Here is a 19,824-nt window from a genome sequence, read left to right as displayed (position 1 = left end):
CGCGGCCTACGCGTCGGCCACGGAGTCGAATTCCACCTGGTCCCGCGGCACACCCTGCGCATCCGCGTCCACCGAGCGGCGCAGGGCCTCGTGCAGTTTCGCCGGGGTCAGTACGCCGAGGAAGCGTGCGCCGTCGAGGACCGCGACCCAGCCCGCGTCGTGCTGGAGCATCACACCGAAGGCCTGCTTGAGCGGGGCGCCGACCGGCACCCATGCCTTCATGCGGTGGGCCAGGTCGCCGACCCTGCCGCCCTGTCCGGCCAGGGCCACCTCGTCGATGCCGACCCAGCCGTGCAGATCTCCGTCGGTGTCCAGGACGACGGCCCAGCGGGCGTCCTCCTCGCGCAGCCGGGCGGCGGCCTGCGCCGCGGGCTCGTCGAGGCGGACCACCGACGGCTGCTCCAGGTCGTCGGCCTGGATGTCGGTGACCGACAGACGCTTCAGGCCGCGGTCGGCGCCCACGAACTCGGCGACGTACGGCGTCGCCGGAGTACCGAGCACCGCGCCGGGGGTGTCGTACTGCTCGATGCGCCCCTGCCCGTACACCGCGATCCGGTCACCGAGCCTGACCGCCTCCTCGATGTCGTGCGTGACCAGGAGGACCGTCTTGCGGACCGTGGCCTGCATCCGCAGGAACTCGTCCTGCAACTGCTCGCGCACCACTGGGTCGACCGCCCCGAACGGCTCGTCCATGAGGAGTACGGGCGGATCGGCGGCCAGGGCACGCGCCACGCCGACGCGCTGGCGCTGACCGCCGGACAGCTGCTCGGGGTAGCGGGAGCCGAAGGTCTTCGGGTCGAGGCCCACCAGGTCGAGCAGCTCGGCCGCCCGCGCCCGCGCCTTCGCCTTCTTCCAGCCGACAAGGGCGGGGACGGTCGCCGTGTTGTCGAGGACCGTCCGATGCGGGAAGAGCCCCACCTGCTGGATGACGTAACCGATACGGCGGCGCAGGCGGACCGGGTCGACGTCCGCGATGTTCTCGTCGTTCACGAAGATGCGGCCCGCCGTCGGCTCGATGAGGCGATTGACCATCATCATCGTGGTCGTCTTGCCGCAGCCCGACGGTCCGACGAGCGTGACCAGTTCACCCTGGGCGACTTCGAAGGACAGCTCGTCCACGGCCATCGTGCCGTCCGGGTAGCGCTTGCTCACCTGCTCGAACCGGATCATGCCCTCACGCTAACCGGGCACGTCACGGACCGCTCACCAGGACCACCTCCAGGGTGCGCGGACCGTGCACCCCCTCGACCCGGTCCAGTTCGATGTCGCTCGTCGCGGACGGTCCCGAGATCCAGGTGAGCGGACGCGTCGGGTCGAGCCGTTCGAGTGCCAGCGGGACGGAGGAGACGACCTGGTCCGGGACCCGTACGACGCAGATGTGGTGATCGGGCACGAGCGTGATGCGCCGACGACCCTGGTCGGGGCCGCCGTCCAGGACGATCGTGCCGGTCTCGGCCACGGCGACCGCGCAGCCGGTGACGACGCTGTGGACCTCGTCCAGTTCGTGCGGGGTGCTCTCGGCGAGATCGTGGACGAGTGTCGCCCCGGCGCCCTCCAGCCAGTGCGGCGGGAGGCCGGGCGGCATGAGCACGGTCCGTGCCCCGCGTGCCGCGAGCAGGCGCACGAGCAGTTCCGGCAGCTCCTCGTCCGCGCAGCGGTGCACGAGCGCGCGGTAGTCGGCGAGGTTCTCCGCGAGCAGCTCGACGGTCTGCTCGGTGCTGCGGTCGCCGTGCTCGCGCAGGTAGTCGCGGGGGACGGCTGTCTCGTAGGTGTCGTGGGCGCCGTTCCTCCCGCCGTGGGGCACGTCATCGCGTACGTCCCCCACGTCGGCCAGTGCTCGCCGGACGCGGCCCAGGATCTGCTCCCTGCTGCTCACTTCTTGCCGCCCTTCTGCGGCGTCCGCGTCTGGCCGCCGTTCGTACGTCGCCACCAGTCGCGGAACGGCTCCGCGGGCACCTTCGGCAGGTCACGCGTCGCACTCCACGCCCGGCCGGGGCCGGGGAGCGTGCGCGGATGGAGGCGCCGGGTGCCGGACGCGAGGCGCTGCCCGGTCCGCAGCACACCCGGACGACCGAACGCCAAGGCTGCCGCGCGCATCGCCGCCCGCTCCGCGGCGTGCCCCTTCGCGGGCCGCAGCGTCACCTTCGTGCCGTGCTGTATCACTTCGCCGCCCTGGACCACGCGCTCGCGCAGGTGGACGAGGACTTCGGGGATGTCGATGGCCACCGGACACACTTCGTAGCAGGCGCCGCAGAGCGACGACGCGTAGGGGAGCGAGGCGTCGATCTCGCTCTGGGTGCCGCGGAGTTGGGGGCTGAGGATGGCTCCGATGGGGCCGGGGTAGACCGAGCCGTAGGCATGGCCTCCGGCCCGTTCGTACACGGGGCAGACGTTGAGGCAGGCCGAGCAGCGGATGCAGCGCAGTGCCTGGCGGCCCACTTCGTCGGCCAGTGTGTCGCTGCGGCCGTTGTCGAGCAGCACGAGGTGGAAGGTGCTCGGGCCGTCCTCCTGTGCTGTGCCGGTCCACATCGACGTATAGGGGTTCATCCGCTCGGCCGTCGAGGAGCGGGGGAGCGTCTGGAGGAAGACCTCGAGGTCCCGCCAGGTGGGCACGATCTTCTCGATGCCGACGACCGAGATCAGCGTCTCGGGGAGCGTCAGGCACATGCGGCCGTTGCCCTCCGACTCGACGACGACCAGGGTGCCCGTCTCGGCGACCATGAAGTTCGCCCCGGAGACGCCGACCTTGGCGCGCAGGAACTTCTCCCGGAGGTGGAGGCGTGCGGCCTCGGCGAGTTCGGCCGGGGTGTCGGTGAGGCCGTCCGGGGCCGGCCGGCCCCACTCGCTCATCTCACGCTCGAAGATCTCGCGGATCTCGCCGCGGTTGCGGTGGATGGCGGGTACGAGGATGTGCGAGGGGCGGTCCTTGCCGAGCTGCACGATGAGCTCGGCGAGATCGGTCTCGTACGCGCTGATGCCCTCGGCCTCCAGCGCTTCGTTCAGGCCGATCTCCTGCGTGGCCATCGACTTGACCTTGACCACTTCGGTCTCGCCGGTGGCCTTGACCAGCTCGGCCACGATGCGGTTGGCCTCGTCCGCATCCGCCGCCCAGTGCACGGTGCCGCCCGCCGCGGTGACCGACTCCTCCAACTGGAGCAGATAGCGGTCGAGATGGCGCAGCGTCTCGTCCTTGATCCGCTTGCCCGCCTCGCGAAGCTCTGCCCAGTCGTCCAGTTCGGCGACGGCGCGGGCCCGTTTGTCGCGGATGGTGTGCGTGGCGTGCCGCAGATTGGCGCGCAGTGTCGTGTTTCCCACGGCCTCGCGGGCCGCCGTGGGGAAGGCGGGCATGCCTACGAACGTGCCGCTCATGACAGGGGGTCCTCTTCCGTGCTCGCCAGGATCTCAGCGATGTGGACGGGGCGTACGCCGCTCTTGAGGCGGGTCAGCGTGCCCCCGATGTGCATCAGGCAGGAGTTGTCCGCGGCGCACAGGGCTTCGGCGCCCGTCGACTCGGCGTTGCGCACCTTGTCCGTGCCCATCGCGGACGAGACATCGGAGTTCTTCATCGCGAAGGTGCCGCCGAAGCCGCAGCACTCGTCCGCGCCCGGCAGCGGGAGCAGTTCGAGGCCCTTGACCGCCTGGAGCAGCCGCGTGGGGCGATCACCGAGGCCGAGGCTGCGCAGGCCGTGGCAGGTCGGGTGGTACGTCACCGTGTGCGGGTAGTACGCCCCGACGTCCGTCACACCGAGGATGTCCACCAGGAACTCGGTGAGCTCGAACGTCTTGGGGACGACGGGTGCCAGCGTGGTCGCCAGGCCGTCACCGCGCCCCTCGGAGCGGGCTCGTTCGCCCATGCGCGGGTACAGTTCGCGGACCATCGCGCCGCACGAGCCGGACGGCGTCACGATCGCGTCGTACTCATCCGCCCCGAAGACATCGGAGAAATGACGGGCGAGCGGCTCTGCCTGGTGGCGGTACCCCGTGTTGTAGTGCGCCTGCCCGCAGCAGGTCTGCGCCATCGGGAAGTCGACCTCGACTCCTAGCCTGGTCAGCAGTTTCACCACCGCGCGGCCTGTGTCGGGATAGAGCGTGTCGTTGACACAGGTCAGGAACAGAGCGACACGCATCGCGGGTTCCTCCTCGTCGATCATCGGATGGATGCAGCGTATGCGCTGCGCCTTCTTTGCGGGAGTCGTGGCGCGGGAGTCATGGCGCGGGGCGTCATGGCGCGACGCGTCGGGACGCCTCCCTCCACGCCGCCCTGCGTGCCGGGTCGCGGGTCGGCTCGTAGCGGGTCAACTGCTGGGTGCGGGCCAGGAGGGCGCGCATCTCATGGCGGTCGTCGCCCATCAGACCGTGCGCTCTCGCCTGCACGAGCACGTTGCCCAGCGCGGCGGCCTCCGCGGGGCCCGCGACGACGGGCAGACCGCAGGCGTCCGCCGTCAGTTGGCACAGGAGCGCGTTGCGGGCGCCGCCGCCGACTATGTGGACGACGTCCACGGTTCGGTCCGCGAGGCGTTGGGCGTCCTCGATGGCGCGGCGGTGCGCCAGCGCCAGTGAGTCGAGGATGCAGCGGGTCGTCTCGGCGGGGGTGCGGGGTGCGGGCCGTCCCGTGGCCTCGCAGGCCTGGGCGATGCGGTGCGGCATGTCGCCGGGGGTCAGGAAGGCGGGGTCCGCCGCGTCGACCAGGGAACGCAGGGCGGGGGCGAGGGCCGCATCGCGCAGGAGCGCTGCCAGGCTGGGGGCGCCCGTGGCGTGACTCTCCCACGTGCGCATGCACTCCTGGAGGAGCCACAGGCCCATGATGTTGCGCAGGTAGCGGACTGTGCCGTCGATCCCCAGCTCATTGGTGAAGTTGGCCTTGCGGCTCTCCTCCGTGCGGACGGGTGCGGTCAGCTCCAGGCCTGCCAGGGACCATGTGCCGGTGCAGATGTAGGCGAAGTTCTCGGTCGTGGCGGGGACGGCGGCCACCGCTGACGCGGTGTCGTGCGAGGCCACCGTGGTGACGGGGGCGGGCGTGGTCAGGCCGGTGTCGTCCAGGACCTGGGGGAGCAGGTGGCCGGCTGGATCGCCGGGGTTCCGCAGGGGGGCGAACAGGCTGAGGTCGATGCCGAGGCGTGGCGCCAGGTCGCGGGACCAGTTGCCCGTGGCGGGGTCCATGAGCTGTGTGGTGGAGGCGTTGGTCAGCTCTGTGCCGAGTTCACCTGTCAGCCAGTACGTCAGGAGGTCCGGGATGAGCAAAAGGTGTTTGGCGGCCGCAAGTTGGGCGGACCCTTGGGCGGCCAGTAGTTGGTACAGGGTGTTGAAGGGGGCGTACTGGATGCCTGTCGTGGCGTAGAGGTCGGCGGGTGGGACCGACGTCCAAGCCTTGGCGGCGATGCCCTCAGTGCGGGTGTCCCGGTAGTGCACCGGGTTGCCGAGGAGGGCTCCGTCCGCGTCAAGGAGGCCGTAGTCGACTGCCCAGCCGTCGATGCCGATGGAGGTGAGGGGGGTGGAGCCCGAGCCTGCGGCGCGGAGGCCGTCCAGGATTCCGTTGTAGAGGGAGAGGATGTCCCAGTGCAGGGTGCCGGCGGTGCGGACGGGGTGGTTGGGGAAGCGGTGCGCCTCGTGGAGGGTGAGAGTGTCGGGGCCGGCCTCTGCCACCATGACGCGTCCGCTGGAGGCGCCCAGGTCGATTGCGGCGAAGTGCTGGTGTGAGTGGGGTCGGGGGGAGGGACTGGGCATGGTGGCTCGCAGGGTTGAAGGTCCAGCGCGGGTGGTCGGTGGTCGCGTGCTGCTCTTGGGGGCGGGGCCGCGCCGGTATGTCCGTCCTCGCTGTCGTCCGGTGGCCGCCGGGGTGCTTCGGCTCCGGAGCGCCACGAACGGTGCTCCGGGCAGACATACCGGCACGCCCCCTTGGGCCGGATACACGGCCGCGGGTCGATGGGGCCCGCTCGACCACCAACCCGGGAGCGCCCTCGGGGCTGGTGCAAGGCGCCCCGGCGCGTGACTACCTGAGGAACGCCGCTGCGACGCCCGCATCCACGGGTATGTGTAGGCCCGTCGTGTGGGTCAAGTCCCCTGCTGTCAGGGCGAAGACCGCGTTGGCCACGTGCTCGGGGAGCACCTCGCGCTTGAGGAGGGTCCGCTGGGCGTAGAACGCGCCCAGGTTCTCCTCCTCGATCCCGTACGTCGCCGCGCGCTGCGCGCCCCAGCCGCCCGCGAAGATCCCCGAGCCGCGGACCACGCCGTCCGGGTTGATGCCGTTGACGCGTATGCCGTACTCGCCCAACTCGGCTGCCAGAAGACGGACCTGGTGGGCCTGGTCCGCCTTGGTGGCGGAGTACGCGATGTTGTTCGGGCCCGCGAACACCGCGTTCTTGGAGGTGATGTAGATGATGTCGCCGCCCAGTGCCTGGTCCCGCATGACGCGGGCCGCCTCGCGGGAGACCAGGAAGGAGCCGCGGGCCATGATGTCGTGCTGCAGGTCCCAGTCGCGGGCCGTGGTGTCGAGCAGGGGCTTGGAGATGGAGATCCCTGCGTTGTTCACCACCAGGTCGACTCCGCCGAAGGCCAGCGCGGCAGCGGCGAACGCCCCCGAGATCTGCTCCTCTGATGTGACGTCCATGGGTACGGCGACGGCCTTGTCCGGGCCGCCCAACTCGTCGGCAACCGCTGCTGCGTTCTCCGCGTTGAGGTCCGCCACCGCGACGCAGGCGCCCTCCGCCACCAGACGGTGCGCGATCGCCTTGCCGATGCCGCTGCCCGCGCCGGTCACGAGGGCGACGCGGGTGGCCAGGGGCTTGGGCTTGGGCATGCGCTGGAGCTTGGCCTCTTCCAGTGGCCAGTACTCGATGCGGAACTTCTCCGACTCGTCGATCGGGGCGTAGGCGGAGACAGCCTCGGCGCCGCGCATCACGTTGATGGCGTTCACGTAGAACTCGCCCGCCACGCGTGCCGTCTGCTTGTCCTTGCCGAAGGAGAACATTCCTACGCCGGGGACGAGGACGATCGCCGGATCGGCGCCCCGCATCGCGGGAGAGGTCGGGTCCGCGTGGCGCGTGTAGTAGGCCGCGTACTCCTCTCGGTACGCCGTGTGCAGTTCCTGGAGGCGGGTGATCGTCTCGTGGAGTGGGGCCGTGGGTGGGAGGTCCAGGACCAGGGGCCTGATCTTCGTCCGGAGGAAGTGGTCGGGGCAGGAGGTGCCCAGGGCTGCCAGGCGTGGGTGCTCCGCGCTGGACAGGAAGTCCAGGACCGTGTCCGTGTCGGTGAAGTGGCCGACCTGGGGGCGGTCCTGAGACGCCAGTGAGCGGATGTGCGGGGCCAGCTCCGCCGCTCGGTGGTGGCGTGCCGGGGTGGGGAGCGGGGCGCAGTCGTCCAAGTGCCTGCCGAAGGGGGCCGGCTTGCCGTGTTCGGTGAGGAACGCCTCCGCCGTGCGGATCATGTGCAGTGAATTGCGCTCGCACTCGTCCGCCGTGGCGCCCCAGGCCGTGATGCCGTGGCCGCCGAGGACGCAGCCGATGGCGCCGGGGTTGGCTGCTTGCACCGCGGCGATGTCCAGGCCGAGCTGGAAGCCTGGGCGGCGCCAGGGCACCCACGCCACCGTGGAGCCGAAGCACTCCGCGGTCAGCTTCTCGCCGTCCGCGGCACAGGCCAGGGCGATGCCCGAGTCCGGGTGGAGGTGGTCCACGTGCGGTGCGTCCACCAAGGCGTGCATGGCCGTGTCGATGGAAGGGGCCGCGCCGCCCTTGCCGTGCAGGCAGTAGTCGAAGGCGGCGACCATTTCGTCCTCGTGGTCCGCGCCCGCGTACACCTCCTTGAGCGCGTGGAGGCGGTCCAGGCGCAGGACCGCCAGGCCATCCTCGGTGAGGGTGCCCAGGTCACCGCCCGAGCCCTTGACCCACATCAGGTCGGTGTCCGCGCCGGTGACCGGGTCGGGAGCCGTACCCTTCGCCGATGCGTTGCCGCCCGCGTAGTTCGTGTTGCGCGGGTCCGCGCCCAGGCGGTGGGCGCGGTCCAGGAGTTCTGTGATCCGTGCGTGCTGTGTCATGTCGCTCATGCCCCCCATCCGGCCTGGTCGCCGCCCACGCGGTCCTTGACGATCTGCTCCTGCCAGCCTGACTGCCGATAGGCCCTTATGGGATCAGGGTCGAGCCCCGAGTCCTCCCTGACTTCCGCCAGTAGGGGACGGACGTCCGTGTTGAAGGCGTCCATCACGGCCTCGTTGGCGGCGAGCACGTCGCCGGACCGCTGGGCCTGGTCCAGCGCGTCGCCGTCGACGAGGAGAGCCTTCGCCGTGGCCTCCTGCACGTTCATCACCGAGCGGATGATCGCGGGGATCTTCGCCTCGATGTTGTGACACTGGTCGAGCATGAATGCGATGTCGGAGGTCAGGCCGCCGCCGCGGACGACCTCGTACATGATCCGGAAGAGCTGGAAGGGGTCCGCGGCGCCCGCCATCAGGTCGTCGTCCGCGTAGAAACGCGAGTTGAAGTCGAAGGCACCGAGACGGCCCTCGCGCAGGAGGGTCGCGACGATGAACTCGATGTTCGTGCCGGGCGCGTGGTGGCCCGTGTCGACGACCACCTGCGCCTTCGGCCCGAGCTTGAGGCAGTGCGCGTACGCCGTGCCCCAGTCGGGGATGTCCGTGGCGTAGAAGGCCGGTTCGAAGAGCTTGTACTCGATGAGCATGCGCTGGTCGTCGCCGAGGCGTTCGTAGGTGGCGCGCAGGGCGTCGGACAGGCGGTCCTGGCGGCTGCGGATGTCGTCCTGGCCGGGGTAGTTGGTGCCGTCGGAGAACCACAGCTTCAGGTCGCGTGAACCCGTCGCGTCCATGATGTCGACGCATTCCAGGAGATGGTCCAGCGCCTTGCGCCTGATAGCCGGGTCCGGGTTGGTGACCGAGCCGAGTCTGTAGTCGTCGTCCTGGAAGACGTTCGCGTTGATCGCGCCGAGCGTCACGCCGCGTTCGGTGGCGTACTCGGCCAGGGCAGCGTAGTCGTCGACCTTGTCCCACGGGATGTGCAGGGCCACCTTGGGTGCCACGCCGGTGTGGGCGTGCACCCGGGCGGCGTCGTCCAGCTTCTCGCGGGTCGTGCGGGGGACGCCTGGCTGCGCGAAGACCTTGAAGCGCGTACCGGAGTTGCCGTACGCCCAGGACGGGGTCTCCAGGGTCTGGGTGGTGAGTGCCGCTTTCACGGCATCCTTGCTGGTTCCGGCGGTCATCGCGCAGCCTTCCGAAAGAGCGGTCGAGGTGGGTCAGTTGGAGAATCGGTGCGTGCCGGAGGCCGCGGCGAAGACGGCGCAGCCGTCCTCCATCCGCAGGAACTCCGCCGCGTCGTGCGTCACTTGAGTGCGCTTGTCCGCGGGGATCCACACTTCCGCCGTGGTGTTGGCGGGCAGGGTGAGCGTGAGACGGAAGCCCTCGGAGTCCGTCTTCCAGTGAGTGGTGACCGGACCGTAGAGCGCGTCGAAGGTGCTCCGGGCCTCGGTCACGCCGCCGCCGGGGCGCGGGCGGACAAGGATCTTGCGGAAGCCGGGGTCGGCCGGTGCGATGCCCGCGATGTTCGTGTACATCCACTCGCCCACCGAGCCGTAGGCGTAGTGGTTGAAGGAGTTCATGCCGGCGTCCTGGAAGCTGCCGTCCGGCTTGATGGAGTCCCAGCGCTCCCACATCGTGGTGGCGCCCTTGTCGATCTGGTAGCCCCAGCTGGGGAAGGACCGCTGGACGAGGAGGCGGTAGGCGACATCCGTGTGGCCGGTGGACGTCAGGACGGGCAGCAGGCGCGGGGTGCCGAGGAAGCCCGTGGACAGGTGCCATTCCTTGGACTTGATGAGTTCCACCAGACGGGCGGCCGCCGGTGCGCGGTCGCTGTCGGCGAGCAGGTCCATGGACAGGGCCAGGACGTACGCGGTCTGCGTGTCGCCCTTCACCCGGCCGCCACTGGTCACGTACGCCGTGCGGAAGGCGTCACGGACGCTGCCGAAGAGCTTCTTGTACGGGGCGGGATCCTTGCCGAGCGTTTCGGCGACCTGCGCGACCAGGTCGGCGCTGTGCGCGAAGTAGGCCGTGCCGATGACGTCCTTGGGGGTCTCGTCCTGGATGTTGAGCCAGTCTCCGTAGCCCTCGGCGGGGCGCAGGTATCCGGTGCTGTGCTTCTCCAGGTAGTCGAGCCACTTGAGCATCGAGGACCAGGACTGCTCCAGGACGCGCTTGTCCCCGTACGCCTGGTACAGCGCCCAGGGGACGGTCACTCCGGCGTCGCCCCAGCCGGCCACGCCCTTGCCGACGGTGCCGATGAACGGGGCCACGTCAGGGAAGGCGCCGTCGTCGGGCTGCCCGTCGCGCAGGTCGTCGAGCCACTTGGTGAGGAAGCGGGCCGACTCCATGGTGTAGGCGGCGGTCGGCGCGAAGACGTTGATGTCTCCGGTCCAGCCGAGCCGTTCGTCGCGTGCGGGAGTGTCGGTGGGGATGGACAGGAAGTTGCCGCGCTGACCCCATGTGATGTTGCTGTGCAGCTGGTTGAGCATGGGGACATTGGTCTCGAAGTCCATCGTGAAGGGCGCCGACGTGTGGATCACGCGGCCCACCACGGCGTCGCGCGGCGGCTTGCCCGGATAGCCCGTCACCTCCACGTAGCGGAACCCGTGGAAGGTGAACCGCGGCTCGAACGTCTCCTTGCCGCCGCCCTTGAGCGTGTAGGTGTCCGTGGCGCGCGCGGAGCGCAGATTGGTGGTGTAGACCGTGCCGTCGGGGTTGAGGACCTCGGCGTGGCGCAGCTGGACCTTCGTGCCGGCCTTCCCGGAGACGGTGAGGCGGACCGCGCCGACCATGTTCTGGCCGAGGTCGAAGACGAACACTCCGGGCTTCGGCTCGCTCACCTTGCGGGCGGAGATCTCGCTCTCCACGCGCGTGTGCCCGTCGATCTGGGCCACGACGGCGGCCTTGACCTCGTCGACGGCGTCGGCCGCGATCCAGTCCGAGTCGTCGAATCCGGCGCGCGTCCAGCCCGCCGTCTCCAGGCGTGCGTCGTAGTCCTCGCCCGACAGCAGGTCGGCGGCGGTCACCGGGCCCGTGGCGGCGCGCCAGCCGGTGCCGGAAAGGACGCGGTCGGTCGTGCCGTCGGTGTACGTGACCTCCAACTGGCCCAGGAACGCCGGGCGTTCGCCGTACTGATGCGGACCGAACATGCCGACGTTGCCCGCGTACCAGCCGACCGCGACCGTCACGCCGAGCGCGTTGGCACCCGACTTGAGCTGCTCGGTCACGTCGTACGTCTGGTACTGGACCCGCTTGTTGTAGTCGGTCCAGCCGGGCGCCAGGCGGTCGTCGCCGACCCGTTCGCCGTTCAGCCAGGCGTCGTAGAGGCCGAGGGCGGTGGAGTACAGCCTGGCCCGCGCGACCTTCTTGCCCGCCCGCAGCCGGAATTCGTGGCGCAGTTGAGCGGCGGGGCAGTGGTTGGGGGCGACCTTGCCCCAGGGGCCCGAGCCCCACGGGGCGAGGACCTTCGACGCGGCCCAGGGGCCGTCGTCGTACTCGGCCGACCGCCAGTCGCCCTCGGGCTCCTTGTCGGTGGTCTTCCAGGTGCCGTCGGTGGTGAGGGCGCGTACGCCGTCGGCGGTCGTCAGCTCGAGCACGCCGAGCAGCCCGGCGGGCCCGGTCGTGGCGTTGTCGGCGGATACGGCGACGACCGCGGAGCCGGGGCGCAACTGAGCCGTCACGTCGACGACCACGGGGCGGCGCCAGTTGTCGGCGGCGCTGTCCGCTTCGGTGTGCGCCACCTGCGTGCCGTTCAGGTGGGCGGTGAAGCCGTCGTCGGCCGTCATGACGAGGCGCGCGCGAGTGACCCCTTCGGGGACATCGACGCGGCCACGGAACCAACGGGTGGCCGCCGGAGCGCTACTGGCGGGATCACCCTCGGGGAACCAGATCCACGAGGCGTCGTCCAGGGCGGGCGCGCCGACGAGGGACGCGGGTGCGCCGATCCACCGTGCCGTCCAGTCCTTCGCCTCGGAGAGCCCGGTCTCCCACCAGGAGGGCTCACTCCAGCCGGACGCCTTGCCCATGGTGTCCCAGACCCGGACCGACCAGTAGTAGCGCGTACGGGACTTGAGGCCGGGGCCCGCGTACGGAACCAGGACGGAGTCGCTGGAGGCGACCTTGCCGCTGTCCCAGACGTCGGGCTCGGTGAGACGGTTCGCGGCGGTGGCCACGCGCACCTGGTAGGCGCTCTGGGCCTGGCCCTCCTCGGCGGACGTCAGGGGCCAGCTCAGCCTCGGACGCGGTACGTCGAGGCCGAGCGGGTGCCTCACGTACTCGACGGTCGGCTTGGTCACGCGCAGGGCCCGGCCCCCCGCGGAGGGGGCGGCGTGGGCCGTCGGAACGGCCCCGGCGGCCATGGCAGTTCCCAGGGCGGCCGTGGCGGTGGTGCTGAGCAGTCGTCTTCTGCTGATCACAACTCGACTCCGTAACGACGCGACTCGACGATGAATCGTTTCACACGAGGCGAAGCTAGGTAGGGCGCCGCCTGCTGTCAAGGGTCTCGGCTGCTTCGCCTGTGGCGTTTCAAAAGCAACAGAAATTGCAAGTCCTGCCCATTGACGCCGCAGTTGGCGCGGGTTTAGCTTCCCTGAAAATTGATTGAAACCTTTCACCGCATGCCGGATGCCGGGTCCCGGAAACCGCATGCCCCTGATCACCGATCGGTGCTACCTATGAGAGAGCCCCCCGTCCTTGCCGTGCAGGGTCTGAGCAAGTCCTTCGGGGCCGTGCGCGCCCTGCACGACGTCTCCCTGGAACTGCACGCCGGTGAGGCGCACGCCCTCGCGGGCGAGAACGGCGCAGGGAAGTCCACCCTCATCAAGACCCTCGCCGGGGTCCACCGGCCGGACACGGGAGAGCTGACGCTCGACGGCTCCCCGGTCGTCTTCCACGGCCCCGGCGACGCCAGGGACGCGGGCGTCGCCGTCATCTACCAGGAACCGACGCTCTTCCCCGACCTCTCCGTCGCGGAGAACATCTTCATGGGGCGCCAGCCCCGCCGCTCGCTGGGCCGCGTCGACCACAAGGCCGTGCACGCGGCCGCCGACGCGCTCTTCAAGCGCCTGGCCGTGGACCTCGACCCCGACCAGCCCGCCCGCGGGCTCTCCATCGCCGACCAGCAGATCGTGGAGATCGCCAAGGCGCTCTCCTTCGACGCCCGGGTCCTGATCATGGACGAGCCGACCGCGGCGCTCACCGGCAGCGAAGTGGCCCGCCTCTTCGGCGTCGTACGCACCCTGCGCGAACAGGGCGCCGCGGTGCTGTTCATCTCGCACCGCCTCGAGGAGATCTTCGAGCTGTGCCAGCGCGTCACCACGCTGCGGGACGGCGGCCTCATCGCGAGCGAGCCGCTCGAAGGCCTCACCGAGGACGATCTCGTACGCCGCATGGTGGGCCGCGACCTGGACGAGCTCTACCCCAAACAGGACACACAGGTGGGCGATGTCGCGCTCAGCGTCCGCCGGCTGACCCGTGAGGGCGTCTTCACCGATGTGTCGTTCGACGTGCGGCGCGGCGAGATCGTCGGACTCGCGGGACTCGTCGGAGCCGGCCGCAGCGAGGTCGCGCGCGCCGTGTTCGGCGTCGACCGGTGGGACGCCGGAACGGTCGAGGTGCAGGGGCGCGCGCTGGTCAACGGCGCCCCGAGCGTCGCCATGGCGGCCGGGCTCGCGCTCGTCCCCGAGGACCGGCGCGCCCAGGGCCTGGTGATGGACATGTCCATCGAGCGGAACATCGGCCTCACCGGACTGCGGACGACGGTGCGCGCGGGCCTCATGGACCGAGGCGCCGAGCGCAGCCGCTCGCTCGACTGGGCGGTGCGCCTCCAGGTGAAGTACGCGCGCATCGCCGACGCGGTGGGCACCCTGTCCGGCGGCAACCAGCAGAAGGTCGTTCTCGCCAAGTGGCTGGCCACAAAGCCCCAGGTGCTGATCGTGGACGAACCGACCCGCGGCATCGACGTCGGCACCAAGGCCGAGGTGCACCGTCTGCTCTCCGAACTCGCCGCCGAGGGGGTCGCGGTCCTGATGATCTCCTCCGACCTGCCCGAGATCCTCGGCATGGCCGACCGGGTCCTCGTCATGCACGAAGGGCGGCTCGCCGCCGAGATCCCGCGCGCGCGGGCGACCGAGGAGTCCGTGATGGCGGCCGCCACAGGGAGGACGGCATGAGCGTGACCACCCAGAGCCCGGCACCCGCCGTGGACCCGGAGAAGGCCGGCGCCACCCGCCTGGTCGACCGGGTCTTCAAGATGCGCGAACTGGCCATCCTGCTGGTCTTCCTGGTGATGATCGGCATCACCCAGGCGGGCAACAGCGAGTTCCTCTCCGAGCAGGGCATCAAGGACCTGCTTCTGAACGCCACCATCCTCGTCCTCGTCGCGACGGGGCAGGCGCTGGTCGTCATCACCCGCAACGTCGACCTGTCGGTCGGCTCCACCCTCGGGATCAGCGCCTTCGCCGCGGGCAACTACCTCCAGGGCGGCGGGAACTCGACGGTCGCGATCCTCCTCGCGGTCGCGCTCGGCGTCGGCTGCGGTCTGCTCAACGGGGCGCTCGTCAGCCTCGGCCAGGTGCCCGCGCTCGTCGTGACGCTCGGCACCCTCTACGTCATCCGGGGCATCGACTCGATCTGGGTCGGCTCCCGGCAGATCACCGCCTCCGACCTGCCCGGCGGCTTCGTCGACTTCGGATCCGGCGGGATCTCGGCCGTGCCGTACCTGGCGCTGATCGCGCTCGCCGTCCTGGTCGCGGTCGCCTACTACCTGCGGCACTTCGGCGGTGGACGCGAGCTCTACGCGCTTGGCTCCAACCCCGAGGCCGCCCGGCTCGCCGGAATCCCCGTACGCAAGCGCATCCTCGCCGCCTACACGGCGTGCGGTGCGCTCGCCGGACTCGCGGGCGCGCTCTACCTGGCCCGCTTCGGCAACGTCGACTCCGCCACCGGCAACGGCTACGAACTCACCGTCGTCAGCGCCGTCGTGGTCGGCGGCGTCGTCTTCACCGGCGGCTCCGGCAGCGTCTACGGCGCCGCGCTCGGCGCGCTGCTCCTGACCTCCATCAACAGCGTGCTGCCCGCGCTCGGCGTCAGCTCCGTGTGGGTGCTCGCCATCAACGGCGTACTCCTCGTCCTGGCCATCGCCGTCGACCGGGTCGTCGCCCTGCGCGTCGCCAAGGCACTGAAGAAGAGGAACGCCCGCCATGGCTGACTCCAACCGGCTCAACGTCACGCGCGCCGTCCGCTGGGACACCGTTGTCGGCGCTCTTCTTGTCGTCCTCCTCCTGATGTCCTTCTCCTTTGTCGACGGTTTCGGGAACGCCCTCAACCTGTCGTTCCTCATCGGCAACACGCTGCCCATCGCGCTGATCGCCCTGCCGATGACGCTTCTCGTCGTCTCCGGAGAGATCGATCTCTCGGTGGCCTCGACGGCGGGGCTCTCCGGGGCCGTGATGGGCGCGCTCTGGAACGCCGGCTTGGCCATCGAGACGATCATTCCGCTCGTGCTCCTCCTCGGAGTCGTCTGCGGGCTGATCAACGGCCTCCTCGTGACCCGTCTCGGACTGCCCTCGCTCGCCGTGACCATCGGCACCATGGCCGCCTACCGGGGCATCGCCCAGATCGTCCTCGGCTCGGACGCCGTCACCGACTTCCCCGCGCAGTACCTGGACTTCGCGGCCGGGCGCGTCGGCGACACCTTCCTGCCGTACGCCTTCCTGCCCTTCCTCGCGCTGCTCGCGATCGCCGTCGTCGTCCTGCACGCCACGCCCTTCGGGCGCTCGCTCTTCGCGATCGGCGCCAATGAGGAGGCGGCGCGGTTCGCCGGTGTCCGCGTCAAGCGGCACAAGCTGTGGCTGTTCGTCCTCACGGGGCTCATGGCCTCGCTCACGGGCATCTTCTGGGCGCTGCACTACGCGAGCGCCCGCTTCGACAACGCCACCGGCCTCGAACTGTCCGTCGTCGCCGCCGTCCTGCTCGGCGGCATCGACTTCGACGGCGGCAAGGGCACCCTCGGCGGCGCCATCGCGGGAGTCTTCCTGCTCGGCGCGCTGCAGAACGCGATGAGCCTCCTCAATGTCTCCGCGCAGTCGCAGATCGTCGTCACCGGCGTGCTGCTCGTGGTCTCCGTGCTCGGGCCGCGCGTGGCCCGGCAGATCGCCGTCGCCCGAGCGGGCCGCCGTGCCGCGGCAGCTCCCGCCCGCTGACCCCTCGTAACGCCGACAAGTCGACACGTCCGAAAGGGACCAACGATGCTCTCTCCCCGCCGCTCCGCCCTCACCCGCGCCTGCGTGACCCTGGCCGCCGTCACCTCGCTCGCACTCACCGCCACCGCCTGTGGAGGCACCACCAAGGAGTCCTCGAAGAACGACGACGCGGGCAAGGCCTCGAACGCCAAGGCCGATCCGGACGCGGCCACCAAGAAGGGCCTCACCGTCGCCTTCCTGCCCAAGCAGGTCAACAACCCGTACTTCACCGTGGCCGACAAGGGCGGTGAGAAGGCGCTGAAGGAGCTCGGCTCGACGTACAAGGAGACGGGCCCCAACAGCGCGACCGACACCAGCGGACAGGTCTCCTACGTCAACACGCTGACCCAGCAGCAGGTCGACGCCATGGCTGTCTCCGCACAGGACCCCGGCGCCCTGTGCACCGCCCTCAAGCAGGCCATGAAGAACGACATCAAGGTCGTCACGTACGACTCGGACACCAACCCCGGATGCCGTGACGTGTTCGTCTCGCAGTCCAGTGCCGAGGCGCTGGGCCGCACCCAGGTGGAGCTGCTGGGCAAGCAGCTCGGCTACAAGGGCGATATCGCGATCCTCTCCGCCGCCCAGACCGCGACGAACCAGAACACCTGGATCGGCTTCATGAAGGACGAGCTGAAGAAGCCCAAGTACAAGAACATGAAGCTGGTGAAGACCGCCTACGGCAACGACGACGCCCAGCAGTCCTTCCAGCAGACCCAGGGCCTCCTCCAGGAGCACCCGAAGCTGGCCGGGATCATCTCGCCGACGACCGTCGGCATCAAGGCCGCCGCCCAGTACCTTTCGGGATCGAAGTACAAGGGCAAGGTGAAGCTCACCGGCCTGGGCACCCCCAACGACATGCGCCAGTACGTGAAGAACGGCACCGTCGAAGCCTTCGAACTGTGGGACCCGGCCAAGCTCGGCGCACTCGCCGCGCACACCGCCGTGGCCCTGAAGTCCGGCCAGATCACCGGCAAGAAGGGCGAGAAGTTCGAGGCGGGCGATCTCGGCAGCTTCACCATCGGTGACAAGGGCGTCGTCGATCTCGGTGAGCCGACCGTCTTCGACAAGAAGAACATCGACCAGTACAAATTCTGAGGGGATCGCATGGGGCGGCGCACAAGGCGCCGCCACGAGCAACGGAACAAGGGGACGCATGGTCGGCATCAAAGACGTGGCGAAGCACGCCGGCGTGTCGGTGGGCACGGTGTCGAATGTGATCAACCGGCCGGACGTGGTCTCCGAAGAGACCCGCCACCGGGTGCAGTCCGTGATCGACCGCCTCGGCTACGTCCGCAGTGAGTCCGCACGGCAGCTGCGCGCGGGGCAGAGCCGCATCATGGCGCTGCTCGTGCTCGACATGGGCAACCCCTTCTTCGTGGATGTCGCGCGCGGTGCCGAACGGGCCGCGCGCGACGCCGGGCTCCGCGTCATGATGTGCAACAGCGGACAGAGCCCCTCCGAAGAGGCCGAATATCTGGCCCTCTTCGCCGAACAGCGGGTCCGCGGCGTCCTGCTGACCCCGGCGGACGCGACGGGACGCAACATCGAGGCGTTCCGCAGGCACGCCATCCCGTTCGTCCTGGTCGACCGGGTCGCCGAGGGCGCCACCGAGTGCTCCGTCTCCGTGGACGACGTCCTCGGCGGTGCGCTCGCGGTGCGCCATCTCGTCGACACGGGGCACCGCAGCATCGCGTACGTGTCGGGCCCGCCCGGACTCAACCAGGTCAAGGACCGCAGACAGGGCGCGCTGCAGGCCCTCGCCGAAGCCGGACTGCCTGCGTCGGCGCTGCGGGAACTGCCCACCGAACGCCTTGACGTGGCGGCCGGGCGCGACGCGGGCGCCCGCGTCCTCGGTCTCGCCGAGCGGCCGACCGCCGTCTTCTGCGCCAACGACCTGCTCGCCCTCGGGGTGCTCCAGGCGATGTACGCGGCCGGGGTCAGCGTCCCCGAGGACATCGCCATCGTGGGCTACGACGACATCGAGTTCGCCGCCGCGGCCGTCGTCCCGCTCACCTCGGTGCGCCAGCCCGCCATCAAGATGGGCGCGATGGCCGCGGAACTCCTCCTGGAGGAGACCGAGTCGGACGCCGAACCCGAGGCACACGATCACCGGCGCGTGGTGCTCCAGCCGGAGCTCGTCGTACGGCGCTCCAGCCTGGTGCCCCGCTGACGGCCCCCGCGGCGGGTGTGCTGAACTGGGGCGAAGTGTCCCGTTCCGCATGCGCCCAGGAGCCCCCTTGACCGCCACTGCCTCCTACCGTCAGCCCGGTGTGGTCCTCACCGACCACCGCTTCTCCGTGCCCCTCGACCACGACGACCCGGCGGGGGAGCGGATCGAGATCTTCGCCCGCGAAGCCGTCGCGGGCGCGCACGAGAGCGCGGACCTGCCGTGGCTGGTGTATCTGCAGGGCGGCCCCGGGTGCGGGGCCAACCGGTTCGTGGGCAAGGAGTCATGGCTCGGCAGGGCCCTGCAGGACTTCCGGGTGCTGCTGCTCGACCAGCGCGGAACGGGCAGCTCCACTCCGGCCACGCGCCAGACGCTGCCGCTGCGCGGCGGCCCCCGCGAGCAGGCCGACTACCTCACGCACTTCCGCGCCGACTCCATCGTCCGCGACTGCGAGCTGATCCGGCGCGAGCTGACCCGCGGCGCGCCCTGGACCGTCCTTGGCCAGAGCTTCGGCGGTTTCTGCGCGACGCACTACCTCTCGGCGGCCCCCGAAGGCCTGCAGACCGCGATCATCACCGGTGGCCTGCCCACGCTCGACGGCCACGCGGACGACGTCTACCGCGCCGCCTACCCCCGCATGGAGCGCAAGAGCGCCGCCCACTACGCCCGCTACCCCCAGGACGTCGAACGCGCCCGCCGCATCGCCGCCCACCTCGCCGAGCACGAGCCGGTCCTGAACGGCGGCTACCGGCTGACCGTCGAGGCGTTCCAGTCCCTGGGCATGCTGCTCGGCACGAAGGACGGCAGCCACCGCCTGCACTACCTCATCGAGGACGCCTTCGTACGGACGCCGGGCGGGATCGAGCTCTCCGACGCGTTCCAGGAGGAGGTCCAATCCGCCCTCTCGCTCGCGAACCGCCCGCTCTTCGCGCTTCTGCACGAGACGATCTACGGCCAGGACGATCGGCCCACCGACTGGTCCGCGGAGCGGCTGCGCGGCGAGTTCCCGCAGTTCGACCCGGGCAAGGCGCTCGCCGGTGACGCGCCGCTGCTGTTCACCGGGGAAGCCGTCCAGCGCAGGCAGTTCGACTGCGACCCGGTCCTGCGGCCACTGCGCGAGACCGCCGACCTCCTTGCCGCACGCACCGATTGGGCGCCGCTGTACGACACGGCACGCCTGGCCGCGAACGAGGTGCCGGCCGCCGCAGCGATCTACCACGACGACATGTACGTCGACACCGAGCAGTCCCTGCGCACCGCCCGCTCCATCCGCGGCCTGCGGACCTGGGTGACCGACGAGTACGAGCACGACGGCCTGCGGGTGGGCTCACCGCGCGTCCTCGACCGGCTCCTCGCGCTCGCCAGGGGAGAGGCCTGAGGACCGGCGACCGGGC

General features: G+C 70.3%; 14 protein-coding genes. 6 read left to right on the top strand and 8 right to left on the bottom strand.

Annotated features, from left to right (window positions below):
• Positions 1 to 6: 6 nt before the first annotated feature.
• From AC5P1C_RS11760 to AC5P1C_RS11725, 8 genes are all read right to left on the bottom strand, one after another.
• Complete coding sequence (locus AC5P1C_RS11760) at positions 7 to 1,170, bottom strand: ABC transporter ATP-binding protein (RefSeq protein ID WP_493865685.1); 1,164 nt, start codon at positions 1,168 to 1,170, stop codon at positions 7 to 9.
• 22 nt (positions 1,171 to 1,192) lie between these two features.
• The gene (locus AC5P1C_RS11755) at positions 1,193 to 1,876 is read right to left on the bottom strand and encodes a LutC/YkgG family protein (RefSeq protein WP_493865684.1); all 684 of its coding nucleotides are present in this window, start codon (positions 1,874 to 1,876) and stop codon (positions 1,193 to 1,195) included.
• Positions 1,873 to 3,369, bottom strand: coding sequence for a LutB/LldF family L-lactate oxidation iron-sulfur protein (locus AC5P1C_RS11750; RefSeq protein ID WP_493865683.1), 1,497 nt, complete (start codon positions 3,367 to 3,369; stop codon positions 1,873 to 1,875). The genes AC5P1C_RS11755 and AC5P1C_RS11750 overlap by 4 nt, the downstream gene beginning before the upstream one ends.
• On the bottom strand, positions 3,366 to 4,127 hold the full coding sequence (locus AC5P1C_RS11745; RefSeq protein WP_493865682.1) for a (Fe-S)-binding protein: 762 nt from the start codon (positions 4,125 to 4,127) through the stop codon (positions 3,366 to 3,368). Before AC5P1C_RS11745 ends, AC5P1C_RS11750 begins: the two co-directional genes overlap by 4 nt.
• A 94-nt stretch (positions 4,128 to 4,221) precedes the next feature.
• Complete coding sequence (locus AC5P1C_RS11740) at positions 4,222 to 5,724, bottom strand: rhamnulokinase (RefSeq protein ID WP_493865681.1); 1,503 nt, start codon at positions 5,722 to 5,724, stop codon at positions 4,222 to 4,224.
• Positions 5,725 to 5,989: 265 nt separating this feature from the next.
• Complete coding sequence (locus AC5P1C_RS11735) at positions 5,990 to 8,029, bottom strand: bifunctional aldolase/short-chain dehydrogenase (protein ID WP_493865717.1); 2,040 nt, start codon at positions 8,027 to 8,029, stop codon at positions 5,990 to 5,992.
• Positions 8,030 to 8,034: 5 nt separating this feature from the next.
• Complete coding sequence (gene rhaI / locus AC5P1C_RS11730) at positions 8,035 to 9,204, bottom strand: L-rhamnose isomerase (RefSeq protein WP_493865680.1); 1,170 nt, start codon at positions 9,202 to 9,204, stop codon at positions 8,035 to 8,037.
• Positions 9,205 to 9,237: 33 nt separating this feature from the next.
• Positions 9,238 to 12,435, bottom strand: a complete 3,198-nt coding sequence (locus AC5P1C_RS11725; protein WP_493865679.1) for an alpha-L-rhamnosidase — start codon at positions 12,433 to 12,435, stop codon at positions 9,238 to 9,240.
• Between the two features lie 258 nt (positions 12,436 to 12,693).
• On the opposite strand from AC5P1C_RS11725, the gene AC5P1C_RS11720 reads away from it, so the two are divergent.
• From AC5P1C_RS11720 to AC5P1C_RS11695, 6 genes are read left to right on the top strand one after another with little or no spacing between them, the layout of a single operon-like run.
• On the top strand, positions 12,694 to 14,190 hold the full coding sequence (locus AC5P1C_RS11720; RefSeq protein ID WP_493865678.1) for a sugar ABC transporter ATP-binding protein: 1,497 nt from the start codon (positions 12,694 to 12,696) through the stop codon (positions 14,188 to 14,190).
• The gene (locus AC5P1C_RS11715) at positions 14,187 to 15,227 is read left to right on the top strand and encodes an ABC transporter permease (protein WP_493865677.1); all 1,041 of its coding nucleotides are present in this window, start codon (positions 14,187 to 14,189) and stop codon (positions 15,225 to 15,227) included. Before AC5P1C_RS11720 ends, AC5P1C_RS11715 begins: the two co-directional genes overlap by 4 nt.
• Positions 15,220 to 16,221, top strand: coding sequence for an ABC transporter permease (locus tag AC5P1C_RS11710; protein WP_493865676.1), 1,002 nt, complete (start codon positions 15,220 to 15,222; stop codon positions 16,219 to 16,221). The genes AC5P1C_RS11715 and AC5P1C_RS11710 overlap by 8 nt, the downstream gene beginning before the upstream one ends.
• A gap of 45 nt (positions 16,222 to 16,266) precedes the next feature.
• Complete coding sequence (rhaS, locus tag AC5P1C_RS11705; RefSeq protein WP_493865675.1) at positions 16,267 to 17,358, top strand: rhamnose ABC transporter substrate-binding protein; 1,092 nt, start codon at positions 16,267 to 16,269, stop codon at positions 17,356 to 17,358.
• Between the two features lie 58 nt (positions 17,359 to 17,416).
• A complete protein-coding gene (locus AC5P1C_RS11700) occupies positions 17,417 to 18,433 on the top strand; it encodes a LacI family DNA-binding transcriptional regulator (protein ID WP_493865674.1) in 1,017 nt (338 codons plus the stop codon).
• A gap of 49 nt (positions 18,434 to 18,482) precedes the next feature.
• On the top strand, positions 18,483 to 19,808 hold the full coding sequence (locus tag AC5P1C_RS11695) for an alpha/beta fold hydrolase (protein WP_493865673.1): 1,326 nt from the start codon (positions 18,483 to 18,485) through the stop codon (positions 19,806 to 19,808).
• Positions 19,809 to 19,824: the final 16 nt, after the last annotated feature.

Source organism: Streptomyces sp. A18, from assembly GCF_059026065.1.
This window is presented reverse-complemented; position numbering and strand designations above follow the sequence as displayed.

Excerpts from the sequence above, each read along its gene's own strand:
- AC5P1C_RS11760 (WP_493865685.1), bottom strand. The coding sequence starts at position 1,170 with ATGATCCGGTTCGAGCAGGTGAGCAAGCGCTACCCGGACGGCACGATG.
- AC5P1C_RS11735 (WP_493865717.1), bottom strand. The coding sequence starts at position 8,029 with ATGACACAGCACGCACGGATCACAGAACTCCTGGACCGCGCCCACCGC.
- AC5P1C_RS11750 (WP_493865683.1), bottom strand. The coding sequence starts at position 3,369 with ATGAGCGGCACGTTCGTAGGCATGCCCGCCTTCCCCACGGCGGCCCGC.
- AC5P1C_RS11700 (WP_493865674.1), top strand. The coding sequence starts at position 17,417 with ATGGTCGGCATCAAAGACGTGGCGAAGCACGCCGGCGTGTCGGTGGGC.
- AC5P1C_RS11745 (WP_493865682.1), bottom strand. The coding sequence starts at position 4,127 with ATGCGTGTCGCTCTGTTCCTGACCTGTGTCAACGACACGCTCTATCCC.
- rhaI (WP_493865680.1), bottom strand. The coding sequence starts at position 9,204 with ATGACCGCCGGAACCAGCAAGGATGCCGTGAAAGCGGCACTCACCACC.
- rhaS (WP_493865675.1), top strand. The coding sequence starts at position 16,267 with ATGCTCTCTCCCCGCCGCTCCGCCCTCACCCGCGCCTGCGTGACCCTG.
- AC5P1C_RS11710 (WP_493865676.1), top strand. The coding sequence starts at position 15,220 with ATGGCTGACTCCAACCGGCTCAACGTCACGCGCGCCGTCCGCTGGGAC.
- AC5P1C_RS11695 (WP_493865673.1), top strand. The coding sequence starts at position 18,483 with ATGCGCCCAGGAGCCCCCTTGACCGCCACTGCCTCCTACCGTCAGCCC.
- AC5P1C_RS11715 (WP_493865677.1), top strand. The coding sequence starts at position 14,187 with ATGAGCGTGACCACCCAGAGCCCGGCACCCGCCGTGGACCCGGAGAAG.
- AC5P1C_RS11720 (WP_493865678.1), top strand. The coding sequence starts at position 12,694 with ATGAGAGAGCCCCCCGTCCTTGCCGTGCAGGGTCTGAGCAAGTCCTTC.
- AC5P1C_RS11740 (WP_493865681.1), bottom strand. The coding sequence starts at position 5,724 with ATGCCCAGTCCCTCCCCCCGACCCCACTCACACCAGCACTTCGCCGCA.